Genomic DNA, 16,426 nt, shown 5'->3' with positions numbered 1-16,426 from the left:
GCCGCCCCTGGCGGCCACTTCGAGTATGTCTGAGCACAGGACCCCCACCCACCCCGGCGGCCTCTACCTCAGATAAGGCATCGGATCCACCGGGTTCCCGTTGATGCGCACCTCGAAGTGCAGGTGCGGTCCCGTCGCGTAGCCCGTTGAACCCACGGTGCCGATTCGCTGGCCCTTCGTCACTCGCTGCCCGACGGAGACCTGGATGCCCCCGCTAGGCTGGTGGGCGTAGAGGGTCACGACTCCGTTGCCGTGATCGATCATGACGGTGTAGCCGTAGCCCGTGAGGTAGCTCGTGGAGATGACGGTTCCCGCGCCAGCCGCGACAATTGCCGCCCCCGCGCTCGCGCCGATGTCGATGCCGGTATGCAGCTTATTGACGTGGAGGACCGGATGCATCCGCCAGCCAAACGAAGACGTGATGGTGTAGCAGCTTGGTGTCGGCCAAGTCATCACGCCATTGAACTGGCCTGATCCGCCTCCAGACAGCTCGGCGGCGATCCGAGCGGATTCGGCTTCCTCGGCTTCGGCAATGGCGGTTAGTTGCTTCACATTCTTGTTGGTGGCGGCTAACAGGCTCGACTTCTGTGCGAGTACCGAAGCCTGCTGGTTGACCTTGCCTTGGCGGGCATCCTGCAGCTGTTGCACCGACGCCTGAGCGGCCCGGGCCTCGTCGCGCTTGACGCTGATCTCGGCAAGAGCGTTGTCGAGCGCGGACTTCGCACTCACAAGCGCCGCTTTCGTCTCCACCAGCTGCGCTGCAGCATCGCTGTTCGAGCGGATAACGCGGGCGACCAGTTCGGTATGGGCGATGAGATCTCGGATGTTAGAGGAGCTGAGGAGCAGTTCGAGGTAGAACCAGGAGCCTTGCCGGTAGGTGGATGAGACGCGCTGGGCCAGCAGCTCCTGTTGCTGTGCGTAGTTCTTGGTGTTGGTTTCGATCTCGGCCGTCTTTGAGGTGATTTCCGCGCGTAGTCTGGCGACGTCGGCTTCGAGCTGGTTGGTGCGGGCGGTCGCCTCGGCGATTTGGGGGTCGAGAGCATCGGCATCGGCCTGGAGCGCATCGACCTGTTTGTCGAGGCTTTGCGTCTCGGCTTTCAGCTGGTTTGCCAGCGCGGTGGCTGCGGCGGCCTGCTGCCGGGCAGTCTCAGCGGCCTGTTGAGCTGCAGTGAGATCCGAGGAGGTCACAGCGTAGGTGGAGGTCACGCTTCCCAAGAGCAGCGCAAGGGAGAGGATGATGGCGCAGTATGAGCGGGTGCGATGCATATCTTGTAGTTCCTCCGGTGGGGCTGCTGCGTAGGGTGTGTGTGGCCTCCGGAAGGCGCAATTCTGACTAATAATAGCAGTCGCCTTGCGTAAGATACAAACGCGCCCCGCCAGTCGGCACGTTTGCCGCTTGCTTTGCACCGCTCGCCCCACGCCTGCGGCCGACCGGAGCGGGCCGATATATACTGTTGCGACACTGCGACCAGCGCAAGAAAGAAGCCGCGACCGCATCGGAGGAACATGTTCCGTATCGTCCACAAACGCCAGCTGTCAGACACCGTCTATGAGATGGGTGTCGAAGCGCCGCGCATCGCTAGGAAAGCCCGTGCGGGCCAGTTTCTCATGGTGCGGGCGGACGCATCCGGCGAGCGCATCCCCCTGACGTTTTCCGACTGGTCCGCCGAGGAAGGCTGGGTCCGCTTCATCTTCATGCGTGTCGGCAAGACAACACACCAACTCGCGCACATGGAGGTGGGGGACTCACTCGCCGATGTCGTCGGGCCGCTCGGCGTGCCGACGCACGTCGAGGGAGTGGGGCGCGTCGCGATCGTAGGCGGCGGCGTGGGCGCGGCGGTGGCGTACCCGGTCGCGCGTGCGATGGCCGAGGCCGGAGCCGAGGTCACCGTGATTCTCGGCGCGAGGACGGCCGACCTGCTGGTGCTCGAAGAACAGCTTCGTGCGTTGCCGCTCAAGGAACTCATCGTCGTCACCGACGACGGAACTGCCGGGCGCAAGGGGCTCGTCACGCACCCGCTCAAGGAGCTGTGCGAGGCCGGTGCGATCGACGCTGCCTTCGCGGTCGGTCCCGCAATTATGATGAAGTTTTGTGCCGCGACTACGAAGGAATTCGGTGTGCCGACGACGGTGTCCTTGAACCCGATCATGGTGGACGGCACCGGAATGTGCGGCGCGTGCCGCGTCTCGATCGACGGAGTCACCAAGTTCGGCTGCGTGGAAGGTCCCGACTTCGATGGGCACGCGGTCGACTGGGAAGAGCTGATGAGCCGCCAGCGCGTCTACACCGAGGACGAGCGTGACGCCGATGCCGAGTTCACCAGGAGCTGCAAATGCCGCCACTAGAAGACGCCGCGCCCATGTCCGTGCCTGAGCGCCGCAAGCCGTCGCGTGCTCCGCGTACGCCGATGCCCGAGCGCGACCCGCGCGAGCGCCGCGACACCTTCGCCGAGGTGGGCCTAGGCTACTCGGCCGAGCAGGCGATGGGTGAGGCTCAGCGCTGCCTGCAGTGCGCGAACCCGACGTGTCAGCAGGGATGTCCGGTCGGCATCGACATCAAGTCATTCATCGGCGCGATCATCGACGGCGATCTGCCGCGTGGCGTGGCCGTGCTCAAAGAGCGCAACGCGCTGCCGGCCGTGTGTGGGCGCGTCTGCCCGCAGGAGGAGCAGTGCGAGGCGTCGTGCGTGCTCGCGAAGCGCGGCGAGGCGGTCGCCATCGGGCGGCTCGAGCGCTTTCTCGGCGACACGGATGTTGCGTGCGAGCTGGCGCACCGCTGCGTGCCGACGGTCGCGCCCGCATCCGGACTGCGCTGCGCGGTCGTGGGCAGCGGGCCAGCGGGGCTGGCGTGTGCGGGCGAACTCGCGCAGCTCGGCCATCAGGTCACCATCCTCGAATCGCTGCACGCGCCCGGTGGCGTGCTTTCCTACGGCATCCCTGAGTTCCGCCTGCCCAAGCGCATCGTCGAGGCCGAGATCGAGACGCTTTCGGCTCTCGGCGTGGAGATGCGCACCAACTCCGTCGTCGGTCAGCTGGTCGACGTGCCCGAGCTCATGACCGAGGAGGGCTTCGACGCCGTCTTCATCGGCTCCGGGGCCGGGCTGCCGATGTTTCTCGGCATACCTGGGGAGAACTTCAACGGCGTGTACTCGGCGAACGAGTTCCTGACGCGCGTGAACCTGATGCGTGCCTACGAGTTTCCGGCTAAGGCCGACACGCCCGTGTGGCGCGGCCGCAAGGTCGCCGTCGTGGGCGGTGGTAACGTCGCGATGGACTCGGCGAGGACGGCGCTTCGCCTCGGCGCCGAGGAGGTCTTCCTCGTCTACCGCCGAACCGCCGAGGAGATGCCCGCGCGCAAGGAGGAAGTCCATCACGCCGCCGAGGAAGGCATCGAGTTCAAGATGCTGTGCGCGCCGTCGGCGATCGTGGGACATGACGGTTGGGTGACCGGCATCGTGGTCACGCGGATGGAGCTGGGCGAGCCGGACGCCAGCGGGCGCAGGTCACCGGTGTGCGTGGCCGGCAGCGAGTTCACGATCGAGTGCGACACGGTGATTGTCGCGGTGGGAACGCGGGCCAACCCGCTACTCACGCGGGCGGCGCCGGGGGTCGAGGTCACCAAGCGCGGTTACATCGTCACCGGCGAGGACGGCGCAACGAGTGTGCCCGGCGTGTACGCGGGCGGAGACATCGTGACCGGCTCGGCGACGGTGATCAAGGCGATGGGAGCCGGCAAGAAAGCGGCGGCTGCGATGGATTGCTGGCTGCGAGAGACGAAAACGGCGCAATAATCCGCGGTGAATGCGGTCCGCTTGTGCTCCGCTGGGGTACAATCCTACACACTGCGCCGACAAACGGTATGACTTACCGTGCGTTTGGCGGGTATTGTATTCCAGTCGGATGGTGCAGGGGAGCGAACGGTGACCGAAGACCCAATTCACGTTCTCGTCGTCGATGACGACGCGGAGATCGTAGAGATGGCGCGCATAGGCCTTGAGGCCGAGGGTATGCGCGTCTTTGGGGCCGCCGACGGTGCCGAGGCTATTGAGCTTATCGGCAGGGACCACATCGACGTGGTCGTCCTCGACATCATAATGCCGCGGGTGGATGGCTGGATGACACTCATGGACATCCGCAGCAACCCGCTCACGGCGACGCTGCCAGTCATCATGCTTTCCGCCAAGACCGAGGAACTCGCGAAGATCCTCGCGTTTCGCCAGGGCGTGCAGCAGTACGTGAACAAGCCGTTCAGCGTCGCCGAACTCGCCGCTCGGATCGAAAGCCTCGTGCGCGGCCTGGGCCGCGTGCATGCCGAGACGGGCGTTGGCGACTCGGAGTTCCGCAAACTGCCGGTGCGCAAGGGCGGTCGCATGGTGCTGCTGAACACAAGCGACATCGTCTTTCTCTCGGCGAGGCACAAGTCGACATACGCGCACACCTACGAGAACCAGTACCTCGTCGACACCACACTCGGAGAGCTTGAGGAGAAGTACGCGCACGACGCGTTCACGCGCGTGCACCGCAGCTATCTGGTGAACCTGAACAAGGTCAAGGAGATCGTGCGGCAGGACGGCTGCTACTACGTGGTGGCGGCCGACCGCGATGAGACACACATCCCAGTGGCACGCCGACAAGTGCGGGAGTTCAGGGAGACTGTAGGTATCTAGGCAGCGCCTAGTTCCTCAGACTCCCCAACGGCGCGGGGAATCTTCCGCCGCGGTGCGCGAAGACGGTGCCGGCCCAGCTGTTGACCGCCATGACCGGCGCCTCGCCGAGCAGCCCGCCGAAGCTCACGCGGTCGCCCACACTCTTGCCGATCGCCGGGATCAGGCGCACGGCTGTGGTCTTCGAGTTGATGACGCCGATGGCGCACTCGTCGGCGATGATGCCTGCGATCGTCTCGGGCGTGGTGTCGCCGGGGATCGCGATCATGTCGAGGCCGACGGAGCACACGGCCGTCATCGCCTCTAGCTTCTCGATCGAAAGCGCTCCGCACTCGGCGGCGCGGATCATGCCGGCGTCCTCGGAGACGGGGATGAAGGCGCCCGAGAGGCCGCCGATGGAACTCGTGCCCATGGCACCGCCCTTCTTGACGGCGTCGTTCAGGAGCGCGAGCGCGGCGGTCGTGCCCGGTCCCCCGCAGCGGCCGACGCCCATCGCCTCGATGATCTCGGCGACGGAATCGCCTTCGGCGGGGGTGGGGGCGAGCGAGAGGTCGACGATGCCGCGCGCCACGCCGAGACGCCCGGCTGCCTCGCGTGCGACGAGCTCGCCGACGCGGGTGATCTTGAAGGCTGTGGCTTTGATGGCCTCGGCGACGGCGGTCATGTCGGCGTCCTGCGGCATCGCGGCGATGATGGCGCGCACGACGCCAGGGCCGGAGATGCCGACATTGATGACGGCGTCGGCTTCGCCCGAGCCGTGGACGGCGCCGGCCATGAACGGGTTGTCCTCGACCATGTTGGCGAAGATGACGAGCTTGGCGCATGCGATGCTGTCGCGGTCGGCGGTGGCGTGTGCAGCTGCGAGCACCGTCTGCGCCATGAGGAGCACGGCGTCCATGTTGATGCCGGCACGCGTCGAGGCGACGTTGACGGAGGCGCAGACGCGCTCGGTTGTGGCCAGTGCCTGCGGCATCGAGGCGATGAGGCGGCGATCGCCGTCGCCGATACCCTTCTGCACGAGCGCCGAGAACCCGCCGATGAAGTTCACGCCCACCTCGAGCGCCGCGCGGTCGAGTGTGATGGCGAGCGGGGTGAGGTCCTCGGCAGCGGTGGCCGCGGCGAGCTGCGCGATCGGGGTGACGGCGATGCGCTTGTTGACGATGGGGATGCCGTACTCGCGCTCGATCTGCTCGGCGACTGGGACGAGGCGCTGGGCGGCGATGGTGACGCGGTCGTAGATGCGGCGCGCCATGACGTCGACGTCTTCATGCGCGCAGCCGGAGAGCGAGAGGCCGAGCGTGACAGTGCGGACGTCGAGATGCTGCTGCGTGATCATCGTGAGTGTCTCGACGACTTCCTCGGGCGAGATGTACACGAGTAAACCTCCTGGGCGGGGGTGGGCCGACAAGAGTGCATGAGTCGAGAGTCCTTGAGAAGCGGAGTCCTCTAAGCGACAGTCTTTCACAGATCCGGCTGGTTTGCACCACTCGACGTCCGGTCAACGAAGGCGTGCTCTACCTCACCGTTTCGGTCAAATGGGAGCCCGCCCGCTGCTCGATCAGTGAATACAACTCTTGCTTCTTGTGGATTCCGAGTTTCCTATAGAGGGTCTTGCTGTAGGAGCGGACCGTGTCGATCGAAAGGAACATCTCCTTGCCCATCTGACCAAACGTGTATCCCCGCACAAGAAAGCCGACGACTTCGATCTCTCGTTTGGATAGACAGTATTCTTGGGCGATGTGGTTCATGGCCTCCTCGATGTTGGAGCCGGCTTCGGGCGCCCGCTTGTCCGGAATGAGAGATCTCTTGGACTTGAGTGCATAGAATGCGGCGACGACGATAAGGAAAGCGAAGACCGCAATCAAGGACGTGAAGAACGTCGCCGATAAGGTCGCCTGGGTGCCGTCAACCGAGGACATACTGAATTCAACTATCAGCCTGCCGACGGAACCGATTAGGAGGTTTCCCAGTCCGAAGAAGACAACGGGCGACAATCCGAGTTGGTAGATCAGCACGGCAAGCAGCACCCAATAAAACATCATGCTCCATTGCTTCATGGTGGCCATGAGGCCTACCAGGAGGCTGGAGTCACTCGGCCAAGATGTCAGATAGATGAGCAGACACCCCAACAAGCCCAAAACGAACATTGGCCACAGGCTCTCAGGATCATCCCTCTTGAGGGCGTAGATCCAAAGGCACACGATGCCCAAACTGACACCGAAGACGAGCGGCTGCAAGAGGGCCGTCATGGGGGTTGTGAGACCCGAAACGATCACGCTCAACACGCTGCTCGTCAGGTAGCACAGCACCAGGAGCGAGATGATGCCCCACGGCAACTGAGACGGGGAGAGGCTCGCCGTCCGCGTGGAGTAGAGTCGGATGCTCTCTTTGCGCGAATAGTAGTAATAGGCGAGAAGCGTCGACGCGATTATCGGGAAGACGAAAACCGAATACAGCGTGAAGGCCTTGGGAAGCACATCGAACAGGCAGGCCAGAATGCTGTGAATGAAGAAGCCCAAGCATACTGCAACCGCGGACTGTCGTGGCGCCAAGGAGCAGAAGCTTGTGCCCCATCCCAGCAATGCTGCGGCACTTCCCGCGCCGGACAGGGCCACTCCGGCGTCGTAGGCTAGCGTTGAAGAGGCTGGATCCAGATCCAGAGATAGCAGGACCAACGATGTCCCGGCTAGCACGATTGCCAATGATCCCCAGAAGACAAGAGCGAGAGCCCTTCTCGATTTCAGAAGGCGGTCGCTGAAGGCGATGACACTGATCACGGCAACGACTTGCACGAGCATCGAGAGCGCGTAGGAGAACTGGGTTCCCATGTCCGCGTCATACTTGAACATGCTCGTAGCTGACGCGCGGAAGCTCGCAATGCCAAGAGCGATGATGACTATCGAGGCAGCGGCAGAGTATCCGGGCGAGCGCCTTTCAACTCCCTGCCTGATAGCCATAGTGTTATAGCTCCCGACTTGTCGCGACAAGTGAAAGTTCGGCGAGCACTGAGTATAGCAAAGCCCGTGGGTTTCCCATCGGGCGCATCCGGTTCATCGCCGAGACACTTCGCGGAGAGTCCAGCCTAGCTAGATGCGATGCATGTAGCGGAAGACGTCTTCGCGCTGGAGAGTGATCTGCAGACCGAGGTCCTCGGCGGTCTCGGCGAGGCGGCGCTGGAGCGCGTCGAAGGCGGTTGAGTTCTCGTCGACGGTAACGAGCATCGTCATCGAGAAGATGCCGTCGATGATGGTCTGGCGGATGTCCTCGATGTTGGCGTGCGCTTCAGCGAGCACGCTCGATATCGCGGCGACGATGCCGACCCGGTCTTCGCCGAGAACCGACAGGATGGCGGGGGTTCGCATGCGCGTCCTTCCTGGTTCAATGGTGAGATCTTCGCGTGGACAATCCTTGCGGCCGGCAGGCGCAGGTGGTGTGCCGCGGCGCTATACTCCTTATACCGCACTGGCGGCCGTAGCGGGGATGTGACCTGCGGTTTGGTCGGGATTTTGATGCGGTTAAGATGCGCATAGCATGATGGTCCCGGAGGTGAGCCGATGACGATACCGATCACGCCCGTGAAGATGGGCGATGTTGTGAAACTGAAGAAGCCGCATCCGTGTGGTGTGAACGAGTGGGAGATCGTCCGCGTCGGCGCCGACATCGGGCTGCGCTGCCGAGGATGCGACCGCAAGGTCATGCTTGTGCGCTCGGAGTTCGACAGGCGGTTTCGAGGGTTCTTGGAGCGCGGGGACGAGTAGAGAGGCAGATGTCGACCGGCTGCGGCTTTCGGGCTACTCGGCTTCCACCGCGTCCTGCAGGCCCTTGTAGCCGGGGAAGTTCGCGTCGTTGACTTGGATGTGGACGTGGTCACCGGTTCCCGTGCTGTAGTCGGCGAGCTGATCGTGCAGCTGATTCGAGAGCAGGCGAACCGCCGCAATCGGGGTGACTCCCGCCTCGACTCGCATTCCCTGCGTCGCAGTGATGTCGGTGACGTGGATCATCACGACATCAAGCTCGGGGTGACCGTCGGGTTGGATGTGGATCTCGAAGTCGTCGTATTTACTGTAGAGCTTGTACGCCTTGATTTTGACGACGGTTCCGGTCACAGGCGCGAGCACTTGCGTCCCTGCCAACGCCCCCACGTCCACCGAGGTGTCGGGCTTGCCGGTGCGTCCTGTGCGCCACACGCGAATCACTTGGCCGACAAGAACCGCGCTTGCGTCCTTCGGCTGTGTACTGATGTCGCGGGTGGTGCCTTTGCTGTTGGCTGCGGCGTTGAGATTGGCGTCGGGCAGCGTCGTGGTCATATGCAGCGCGTAGGAGTACGACGCCTGATGGAACATGACCTCATTGAGCTGCGCGAGCGCCACGGGTACCCGAATCTGGACGTCGCCGTACGCCGCGAAGAGCGGCGTGGGATCAGGAGCCTTGACGACGGCCGCCTTGGCGTTAGTCGTGGCCGATGCGTCTGCCGAGAACAGTGCGCCGAGCGTTGAGAGCGGACTTGCGGCCGCATTGCGATCGGAAGCGTAGCGCCATCCTGTGATGATCACACCCACACAGACTACTAGGATCGCGGCAACCAGGAGGTTGCGGCGAACGGCGCGCTGACGGGCGGTCCGCTGACGGTCGCCTCGGCCGCTGACGGCGACGCCGGCGTCGCGCACGGGCGAGAGGCGGCTGTTGGTGCCGGAGCGGGGTCGCGAGTTCACGCCGCGCTGCGGGCGTGCGTCGACCTGCGCGAAAGGGGTCCGGCTTCCGCCGTGGCGCTGCTTCTCCGGGGCTGCAGTGCCTTCTCGGGAACCCCAGTGCATCTCGGCGTCATCGGTGGCGCCTCGGCGCTGTGCCTCGCGAATGTCGCGGACGCCGCCATCGGAGCGTATCAGCTTGGGAGTGGCGTCTGCGGGCATACGGATGCGTGGGCTGCGGCGCGGCCTCAGCATGCGAGGCTCACGGATGCGTCCTCACGGGCGAGTGCGGACGCAATTTGCAGGCGGGGTTTGCTCATGCGCTTGGAGTGCTCGCAGTCGTTTGGGGTCTTCTGCTGAAGACAACGAAGGATTTCGGCGCCATTTTACGCTGTCTTTCCCGTGAACGCGAACTTGGCTTGGGCGGGACCTCCCAGGCGCGTGAGAACCGCCGTCGGCGCGCCATGAGAACGGGATCAGTTGCCGAAAAGCACATCACATCATCGATGTGATGTGCGTGAGGAAGCAGGATAGCCCTGTTGATGTGATGCGAAAGTGAACCCTCACAGGTAGGCTCAGCTCAGTTGCTCTGCCCTAGTGCAACAGGCGATATCCGACGAACAAGGAGACGAACGTGAAGAATGAGGGACTTACCAGACGCGGCTTCATCGAAGGCGTCACAGTGGCAGCACTCGGGGTGACTGCCGCTTCTGTACTGAGCGGTTGCGGGTCGTCTACCACGCAGACGGCAGCTCCCGCAGAGAAGAGCATGTTCGTTGATACACTGAACCCGCAGGACACAAAGTATGACACCTACACCACCGACTACGCTGCGATCTTCTCGCCGATCAAGGTTGGCAGCCTGACGTTGAAGAACCGCATCATCAAGACCGGGGCAGGTTCAGACACCCATTCGTCGAAGCCGCCACTCAGCCAAAACAGCCTGGATTACATGACTAACTTCGCCAAGGGTGGCGCAGCGGTGGTAATGATGGACGGCGGCGTGATGGCCCCCTACGGCTTCAATGGACTGACCTCGACTACCTTTAAGACTTTCGATGAGGCCACCGCAGGCGCAAAGGTCATGTCGGACGCCGTGCATGCAGCCGGCGCCTATGTGGGGTTCCAGATGACCACAGGAAGCCTCGGCCCGGCAGCGGCCATTCTGCAGGTTGACACGCTGAGCGTCGCACAGATCAAGCAGCTCACGGCCAACTTCGCCCAGCAGGCGCTGGCCGCGAAGAAGGCGGGATTCGACATCGTCGAGTTCAAGGGCGCCACTTCAGACGACATGAACGCATTCATCACCCGGCGCCAGAACAAGCGCAAAGATGAATACGGTCCGCAGAGCATCGAGAACCGTGCCCGCTGGCTATGTGAAATAGTTCAGGCAATGAAGGCGGCCTGCGGCAAGGACTTTGTCGTCTCGACTCTCATCAACGTTTACGAGGAGAACGACGCGAAGCTTGGTGACAACGACAAGTACCTCACCGTCGAAGAATCCGTCGAAGTGGCGAAGCTCCTCGAGAAGGCCGGAGTCGACTGGATCCAGGTTCGCGTTGGCACCCCCGGCCTTGAACCTGCCTGCTGGGCCCCAGACCAGATGCACGCGGGCTTCCATGCCGACGGCATGACCGGCTACGGCACGCAGTTCGATTACTCCAGCCACTTCGAGGGGCTGCAGGATGGAAAGCACCACGGTGTCGGCGCTTTCATCCCCGGCGCTGCACTGATCAAGAAGGCCGTCAAGATTCCCGTCGGCTGTGCCGGCTACATGGATCCACGTACCGCTCCTGACCTCATGAACAACGCGGTCAAGAACGGTGACATCGACCTGATCTTCATGAACCGTCCGCTCACCGTGGATCCGGAGCTCCCCAACAAGCTTAAGGCGAAGAAGCGCGACGAGGTCGCCCCGTGCACCCGCTGCTTCCACTGCCATACTGCGGGGATTAGCCCCAAAGAGCCGGAGCTCTGTCGCGTGAACGCCGCCACTCAGCGCGCCTACACCGCCGCACTGCCCGAGGGCTACGTGCTGGCCCCCGCGAAGACCGTCAAGAATGTCATGGTCATCGGCGGCGGCCCTGGCGGCATGGAGGCTGCCCGCCGTGCCGCTCAGAAGGGACACAAGGTCACCCTCTACGAGAAGGGCACTTCCCTCGGTGGTCTGGTCAAGACCGCAAGCGGGTTCAAGGGCAGCCACGAGCGCCTCGAAGACCTCATCGCCTTCCTCACCAAGCAGCAGACGCTTAACAAGGTCACGGTTGTCACCGGCAAAGAGGTCGACGCCGCTTTCGTTGACACCGTGAAGCCCGATGCGATCATCGTTGCTGTCGGCGGCAAGAGGGACGCCAAGTTCGCGAGTTCCACGGTCGCGTCCCCGAAGGTCGTCAACATCGGCAGCTACGACAACTCCAAGGTCGGCAGCAACGTCGTCATCCTTGGCGCCGGCGCCCAAGCGGTCGACCTCACCTTCTACCTGCTTGCACAGGGCAAGAAGGTACAGATGGTTCACGCGGACGTTGCCGCCAAGCTCGACAAGGAGCAGTCCGCACACTTCCGGCAGTACATTCCGCCGCATCTCCAGGCGAAGGGTGTCAAGATCTGGAGCGAATCTACCCCCCAGAAGATCGTCGACGGCGGGATTGTCATCAAGACGGGTGCAGGGATTGAGACAACTCTGAAGTGCGATACGGTCGTGGAATGCTGGGACATACTTGCAAACACCACACTCGCCGATGCTCTCAAGAGCAAGTATACGGTCTCTCTCGTCGGTGACTGCGCCAGTGCAGGCAAGGACAAGAACATCTTGTACGCGATCCAAGCCGGGTACGACGCGGCACGGGCGATCTAGCCAGCATCGTTATAGTCCTGCAGCTGATCCAGCTGCAGCGAGCAAGAAGGCCCGCGGCTCCCTGTCGCGGGCCTTCTTGTCGATGTACGTATCACATCATTCATGTGGAGTGCAGTAGGCGAGATAGCCCCGTTGGTGGGATGCGAGGACCAGCCCCTCTCGGTAGATTCATGTTGGCCGCACTGCCGCGGCGCAACAACTGAAGATCCAAAGGAAGGAGTGGGGCATGAAGAAAGAGGGACTCACTAGACGCGGATTCATCGAGGGCGTCACAGTGGCAGCACTCGGGGTGACTGCCGCTTCTGTACTGGGTGGCTGCGGGTCGTCCACCACGCAGACAGCGGCACCCGCAGAGAAGAAGATGTTCGTTGACATACTGAACCCGCAAGATGAAACGTATGACACCTACACGACGGACTACGCCGCGATCTTCTCGCCGATTCAGATCGGCAGCATGAAGCTGAAGAACCGCATCATCAAGACCGCAGCAGGCTCGGACACGCCTGACTCGGCCACTGCCAAGATCGCCGACAGGGAACTCTACTACTACACCGGTTTTGCCAAGGGCGGTGCGGCCCTCGTGATGTGTGAGGGCGGTGCGCTCAGCTACTTGGGCTTCAGTGCGGTCTCAGCTCCAAGCAGCACAATGAAGGTCAAGACTCTGGATGAGGGCATCGCGCCGGCGAAGGTTCTCTCGGACGCCATACACAAGGACGGCGCCTATTGCGGATTGCAGTTCAACACGGGCGGCATGGGAGTCAACCTCAGCACTTGGACCGTCGATCAGATTCACCAGTACACGACGGATATCGCCGCTGCCGCGGTGCGCCTGCAGAAGGCGGGATGGGACGTGCTTGAGGTCAAGGCCGCTACGGCAGACGCCCTGAGCAGCATTCACTCGGCCTCCACGAATACGCGTACGGATGAGTACGGCCCGCAGAGCGTCGAAAACCGCTGTCGCTGGATGTGCGAGCAGATCGCGGCCGTGAAGAAGGCCGCCCCGGGTCTCAACGTCATGGCTCACATCAATGCCATGGAGGAGAACGATACGAAGCTGGGTGATAACGACAAGTACCAGACCGTCGAGGAAGCCATCGAAATGGCGAAGCTCCTGGAGAAGGCCGGAGCTGATTTCATTCAGATTCGCCAGAGCACTCCCGGCCTCGAAGCCGCCCGTTGGGCACCTGACCAGATGCACGCGGGCTTCCGTGTTGACGGTATGACCGGCTACGGTACGATGTTTGACTACCGTATCCATTTCGACGGAATGCAAGATGGCAAGCATCACGGTCACGGGGCCTTCATCCCCGCAACCAGCAGGATCAAGAAGGCCGTCAAGATTCCCGTCGGCTGCGCCGGCTGCATGGACCCGCGTACCGCTCCTGATCTCATCAACAACGCGGTCAAGAACGGCGACATCGACCTGGTCTTCATGAACCGTGGGCTTACCGCCGATTTCGATCTCCCCAACAAGCTCCAGGCGAAGAAGCGCGACGAGGTCGCCCCGTGCACCCGTTGCTTCCACTGCCACGATGCAGGGACTGGCCTGAAGGGGCCGGAACTCTGCCGTGTAAACGCCACCCTCCAGCGTGCCTACAATGCCGCACTGCCCGAGGGCTACGTGCTGGCCGCTGCGAAGACCGTCAAGAACGTCATGGTCATCGGCGGCGGCCCAGGCGGCATGGAGGCCGCCCGTCGTGCCGCGCAGAAGGGACACAAGGTCACCCTCTACGAGAAGGGCAGCTCCCTCGGCGGCCTGGTCAAGACCGCAAGCGGGTTCAAGGGTAGCCACGAGCGCCTCGAAGACCTCATCGCCTTCCTCACCAAGCAGCAGTCGCTCAACAAGGTCACCGTCGTTACCGGCAAAGAGGTCGACGCCGCCTTCGTCGACACCGTGAAGCCCGATGCGATCATCGTTGCGGTCGGCGGGAAGCGGGATGCCAAGTTCGCCAGCTCCACGGTCGCATCCCCGAAGGTCGTCAACATCGGCAGCTACGACAACTCCAAGATCGGCAGCAACGTCGTCATCCTCGGCGCCGGCGCCCAGGCGATCGACCTCGCCATGTATCTGCTTGCTCAGGGCAAGCAGGTCACGATGGTTCACGGAGACGTTGCCGCCAAGATCGACAAGGAGCAGTCCATTCACTTCCGGCAGTACATCATTCCCCACCTCTATGCTCATGGCGTCAGGATCTTCGACTCAGCCACCGTCCAGAAGATCGTCGATGGCGGAGTTGTCGTGAAGATCAACACCGGAGTCGAGAAGACCCTGAAGTGCGATACGGTCATCGAGTGCTGGGACATGCTTGCAAACACCACGCTCGCCGATGCTCTCAAGAGCAAGTACACGGTCTCTCTCGTCGGAGACTGCGCCAGTGCAGGCAAGGACAAGAACATCTTGTACGCCGTCCAGGCCGGGTACGACGCAGCACGGGCGATCTAGCCAGCATCGTTATAGTCCTGCAGCTGATCCAGCTGCAGCGAGCAAGAAGGCCCGCGGCTTCCTGTCGCGGGCCTTCTTCTACGCGGGCGCCAGTATTCTCCCGCAGAGGGTAGCGGTTGCGGGATCAGGGTCTGCCTAGGAAGGAGAGGGAGGGTCGGCGGCAGTGCGAACGCCGTCGGCCGTCGAAGGCTCGGTCGCCGGTGGCGTGCCATTCGAGTCTCCGGCGAGCATATACTCCTTGCTCTCCTGCTCAATCATTTTGAGCAATTCCTGTTTGTGGTGGATGCCAAGTTTGCGATGAATGCTCTTTGAATGTGAACGCACGGTGTCATGGCTTATGTAGAGCGCCTCTCCGATCTGCCGGAGGGTATAGCCGTGCGCCATAATGGTGACGACCTCTGATTCGCGTGACGTGAGTCCGTATCTCGCGGCGAGGGAGTCTGTTGCCGAGGGCAGCGCATCGCTCGGCGCTTCCGCCTTGGCCTGTGAGTTGATCTCAACATCGATCTTCTTGCTTTGCCTGGTGAGCAAGACGATTGTGGCGATGATCACAAGCAGAGCACTCATGCTGGTGATGGCAACTGCGAGCGTGCGGCTTGCCTGAATGTAGAACCCTGGGGCGATCCACGCGAAGGCATCTGACAAGAAGGACGGTACCTGTCTGAAGACCAGGTTGCCTAGGCCGAAGAAGATCAGTCTGGGCAGTTGCTGTCTGTATATGGCTGCCGCGAGGAACACCCAGAAGAACATAGTGATACAACCTTGCGCGACTGAGACGAAGCTACTTGCCATATCAAGGTGCTCAGATGAGAACGATGAGTAGAAGAGCAGGCTTCCGAACAAGATGATGATGAAGAGGGGCCACATCTTCTCCGGATCGTCGCGTTTGAGGCCGAATAGCCAAACACACAAAACGAGGAAGATCGCGGAATAGAGTCCGGTCAAAAGGAGATTGTAGGACGCAGTTGCCGTTGAGATGTTTGCCGCAATGAGTCCCTTGATTGCACTGTTCACGATCGCGCAGATGACCAGGAGCGTGAACATGCCCCAAGGCAGTCCCTTGAGAATGGGCCGCGTAATCGTGACCTCTCGGGTTTCCATGTTCTGCGTATTCTTGAGACTCCAGACGAGGAAGAAGGCTGATGCTGCCGGCAGCGCCAGTGTGACAAACTCCAGCACTGATGCAGACGCCCCAGAGAGAAGGGCGGAAGAAAGGCCGTAGATCATGAACGAGAAGACGATGTAGGGGGCGGACCGGCGAGGTTCGATCGAGCACAGGAGGTTACCCCAGCCCAGAAGCAGAATTGCAGAGGCGGCTCCGTGAAGCACTCCGCCAGCCATTACCACAGCATCGGAAGTGAAGCTCTGAAAGTAGATCGGCGAGGTAGCCAAGAGCGCACCGAGCGTCATAGCCAAGGCGGCGACCGCAATCGGTATCGTGGTCTGCCGAGGAGAGAATCTGCTTCGTCTCAGGGCGAGGAGAACTGCGATGACCACCAAGGCTTGCGCGACAACGGACAGCGTGTACGTGTTGTCCGGTGACTCGATCCCCGACGAGAACATCGTCCAAGCCGAGAGTCTGAACGAGGCGATTCCCAAAGCAGGGACTATAGAGAACCCTGCAAGCGCTCTCAGAAGACCGCTTGATCTTCTCGTTGTTTCCATTGCGATCGGCACGGCAGAGTCTTTCTTTAGGCCCGCAGTATGCATCCCGTTCAACGCGCCGTAAGCGTTCCCTATTCTATCCGATTTACGGGCGGGTTCCTCAAACTGATGG

At 62.2% G+C, this 16,426-nt stretch carries 12 protein-coding genes; 6 read left to right on the top strand and 6 right to left on the bottom strand.

The genetic code is table 11. The features are described 5' to 3' along the window. Nucleotides 1–63: 63 nt before the first annotated feature. Complete coding sequence (locus HGA39_08835; GenBank protein NTW29449.1) at nucleotides 64–1,266, bottom strand: peptidoglycan DD-metalloendopeptidase family protein; 1,203 nt, start codon at nucleotides 1,264–1,266, stop codon at nucleotides 64–66. A gap of 240 nt (nucleotides 1,267–1,506) precedes the next feature. Between HGA39_08835 and HGA39_08830 the strand changes: the two genes are divergently transcribed. From HGA39_08830 to HGA39_08820, 3 genes are all read left to right on the top strand, one after another. After that, the gene (locus HGA39_08830; protein NTW29448.1) at nucleotides 1,507–2,346 is read left to right on the top strand and encodes a sulfide/dihydroorotate dehydrogenase-like FAD/NAD-binding protein; all 840 of its coding nucleotides are present in this window, start codon (nucleotides 1,507–1,509) and stop codon (nucleotides 2,344–2,346) included. A 14-nt stretch (nucleotides 2,347–2,360) separates the two neighbouring features. After that, nucleotides 2,361–3,791 (top strand): NADPH-dependent glutamate synthase, encoded by a 1,431-nt coding sequence (gene gltA, locus HGA39_08825; GenBank protein ID NTW29447.1) that lies wholly within the window; start codon nucleotides 2,361–2,363, stop codon nucleotides 3,789–3,791. Between the two features lie 129 nt (nucleotides 3,792–3,920). After that, nucleotides 3,921–4,667 (top strand): response regulator transcription factor, encoded by a 747-nt coding sequence (locus HGA39_08820; protein ID NTW29446.1) that lies wholly within the window; start codon nucleotides 3,921–3,923, stop codon nucleotides 4,665–4,667. 7 nt (nucleotides 4,668–4,674) lie between these two features. Here the strand turns inward: HGA39_08820 and HGA39_08815 are convergent, their stop codons facing one another. From HGA39_08815 to HGA39_08805, 3 genes are all read right to left on the bottom strand, one after another. Further along, a complete protein-coding gene (locus tag HGA39_08815; protein ID NTW29445.1) occupies nucleotides 4,675–6,039 on the bottom strand; it encodes a PFL family protein in 1,365 nt (454 codons plus the stop codon). A 139-nt stretch (nucleotides 6,040–6,178) separates the two neighbouring features. After that, nucleotides 6,179–7,621, bottom strand: a complete 1,443-nt coding sequence (locus HGA39_08810) for a hypothetical protein (protein NTW29444.1) — start codon at nucleotides 7,619–7,621, stop codon at nucleotides 6,179–6,181. Between the two features lie 129 nt (nucleotides 7,622–7,750). Next, nucleotides 7,751–8,026, bottom strand: a complete 276-nt coding sequence (locus tag HGA39_08805) for an ACT domain-containing protein (protein ID NTW29443.1) — start codon at nucleotides 8,024–8,026, stop codon at nucleotides 7,751–7,753. Between the two features lie 192 nt (nucleotides 8,027–8,218). Between HGA39_08805 and HGA39_08800 the strand changes: the two genes are divergently transcribed. Beyond that, complete coding sequence (locus tag HGA39_08800) at nucleotides 8,219–8,422, top strand: DUF951 domain-containing protein (protein NTW29442.1); 204 nt, start codon at nucleotides 8,219–8,221, stop codon at nucleotides 8,420–8,422. Between the two features lie 33 nt (nucleotides 8,423–8,455). On the opposite strand, the gene HGA39_08795 is transcribed toward HGA39_08800, so the two are convergent. Beyond that, nucleotides 8,456–9,607: a M23 family metallopeptidase gene (locus HGA39_08795; protein ID NTW29441.1), complete on the bottom strand. Its 1,152-nt coding sequence runs from the start codon at nucleotides 9,605–9,607 to the stop codon at nucleotides 8,456–8,458. Between the two features lie 379 nt (nucleotides 9,608–9,986). On the opposite strand from HGA39_08795, the gene HGA39_08790 reads away from it, so the two are divergent. Further along, nucleotides 9,987–12,206 carry an FAD-dependent oxidoreductase gene (locus HGA39_08790; GenBank protein ID NTW29440.1) on the top strand — a complete coding sequence of 740 codons (2,220 nt, stop codon included), beginning with the start codon at nucleotides 9,987–9,989 and terminating at the stop codon, nucleotides 12,204–12,206. A gap of 226 nt (nucleotides 12,207–12,432) precedes the next feature. Next, on the top strand, nucleotides 12,433–14,649 hold the full coding sequence (locus tag HGA39_08785) for an FAD-dependent oxidoreductase (GenBank protein ID NTW29439.1): 2,217 nt from the start codon (nucleotides 12,433–12,435) through the stop codon (nucleotides 14,647–14,649). 135 nt (nucleotides 14,650–14,784) lie between these two features. Here the strand turns inward: HGA39_08785 and HGA39_08780 are convergent, their stop codons facing one another. Continuing rightward, on the bottom strand, nucleotides 14,785–16,326 hold the full coding sequence (locus tag HGA39_08780) for a helix-turn-helix transcriptional regulator (GenBank protein ID NTW29438.1): 1,542 nt from the start codon (nucleotides 16,324–16,326) through the stop codon (nucleotides 14,785–14,787). Between the last annotated feature and the right edge of the window lie 100 nt (nucleotides 16,327–16,426).

Source organism: Coriobacteriia bacterium (genome assembly GCA_013336165.1).
Lineage (GTDB): Bacteria > Actinomycetota > Coriobacteriia > Anaerosomatales > JAAXUF01 > JAAXUF01.
This window is presented reverse-complemented; position numbering and strand designations above follow the sequence as displayed.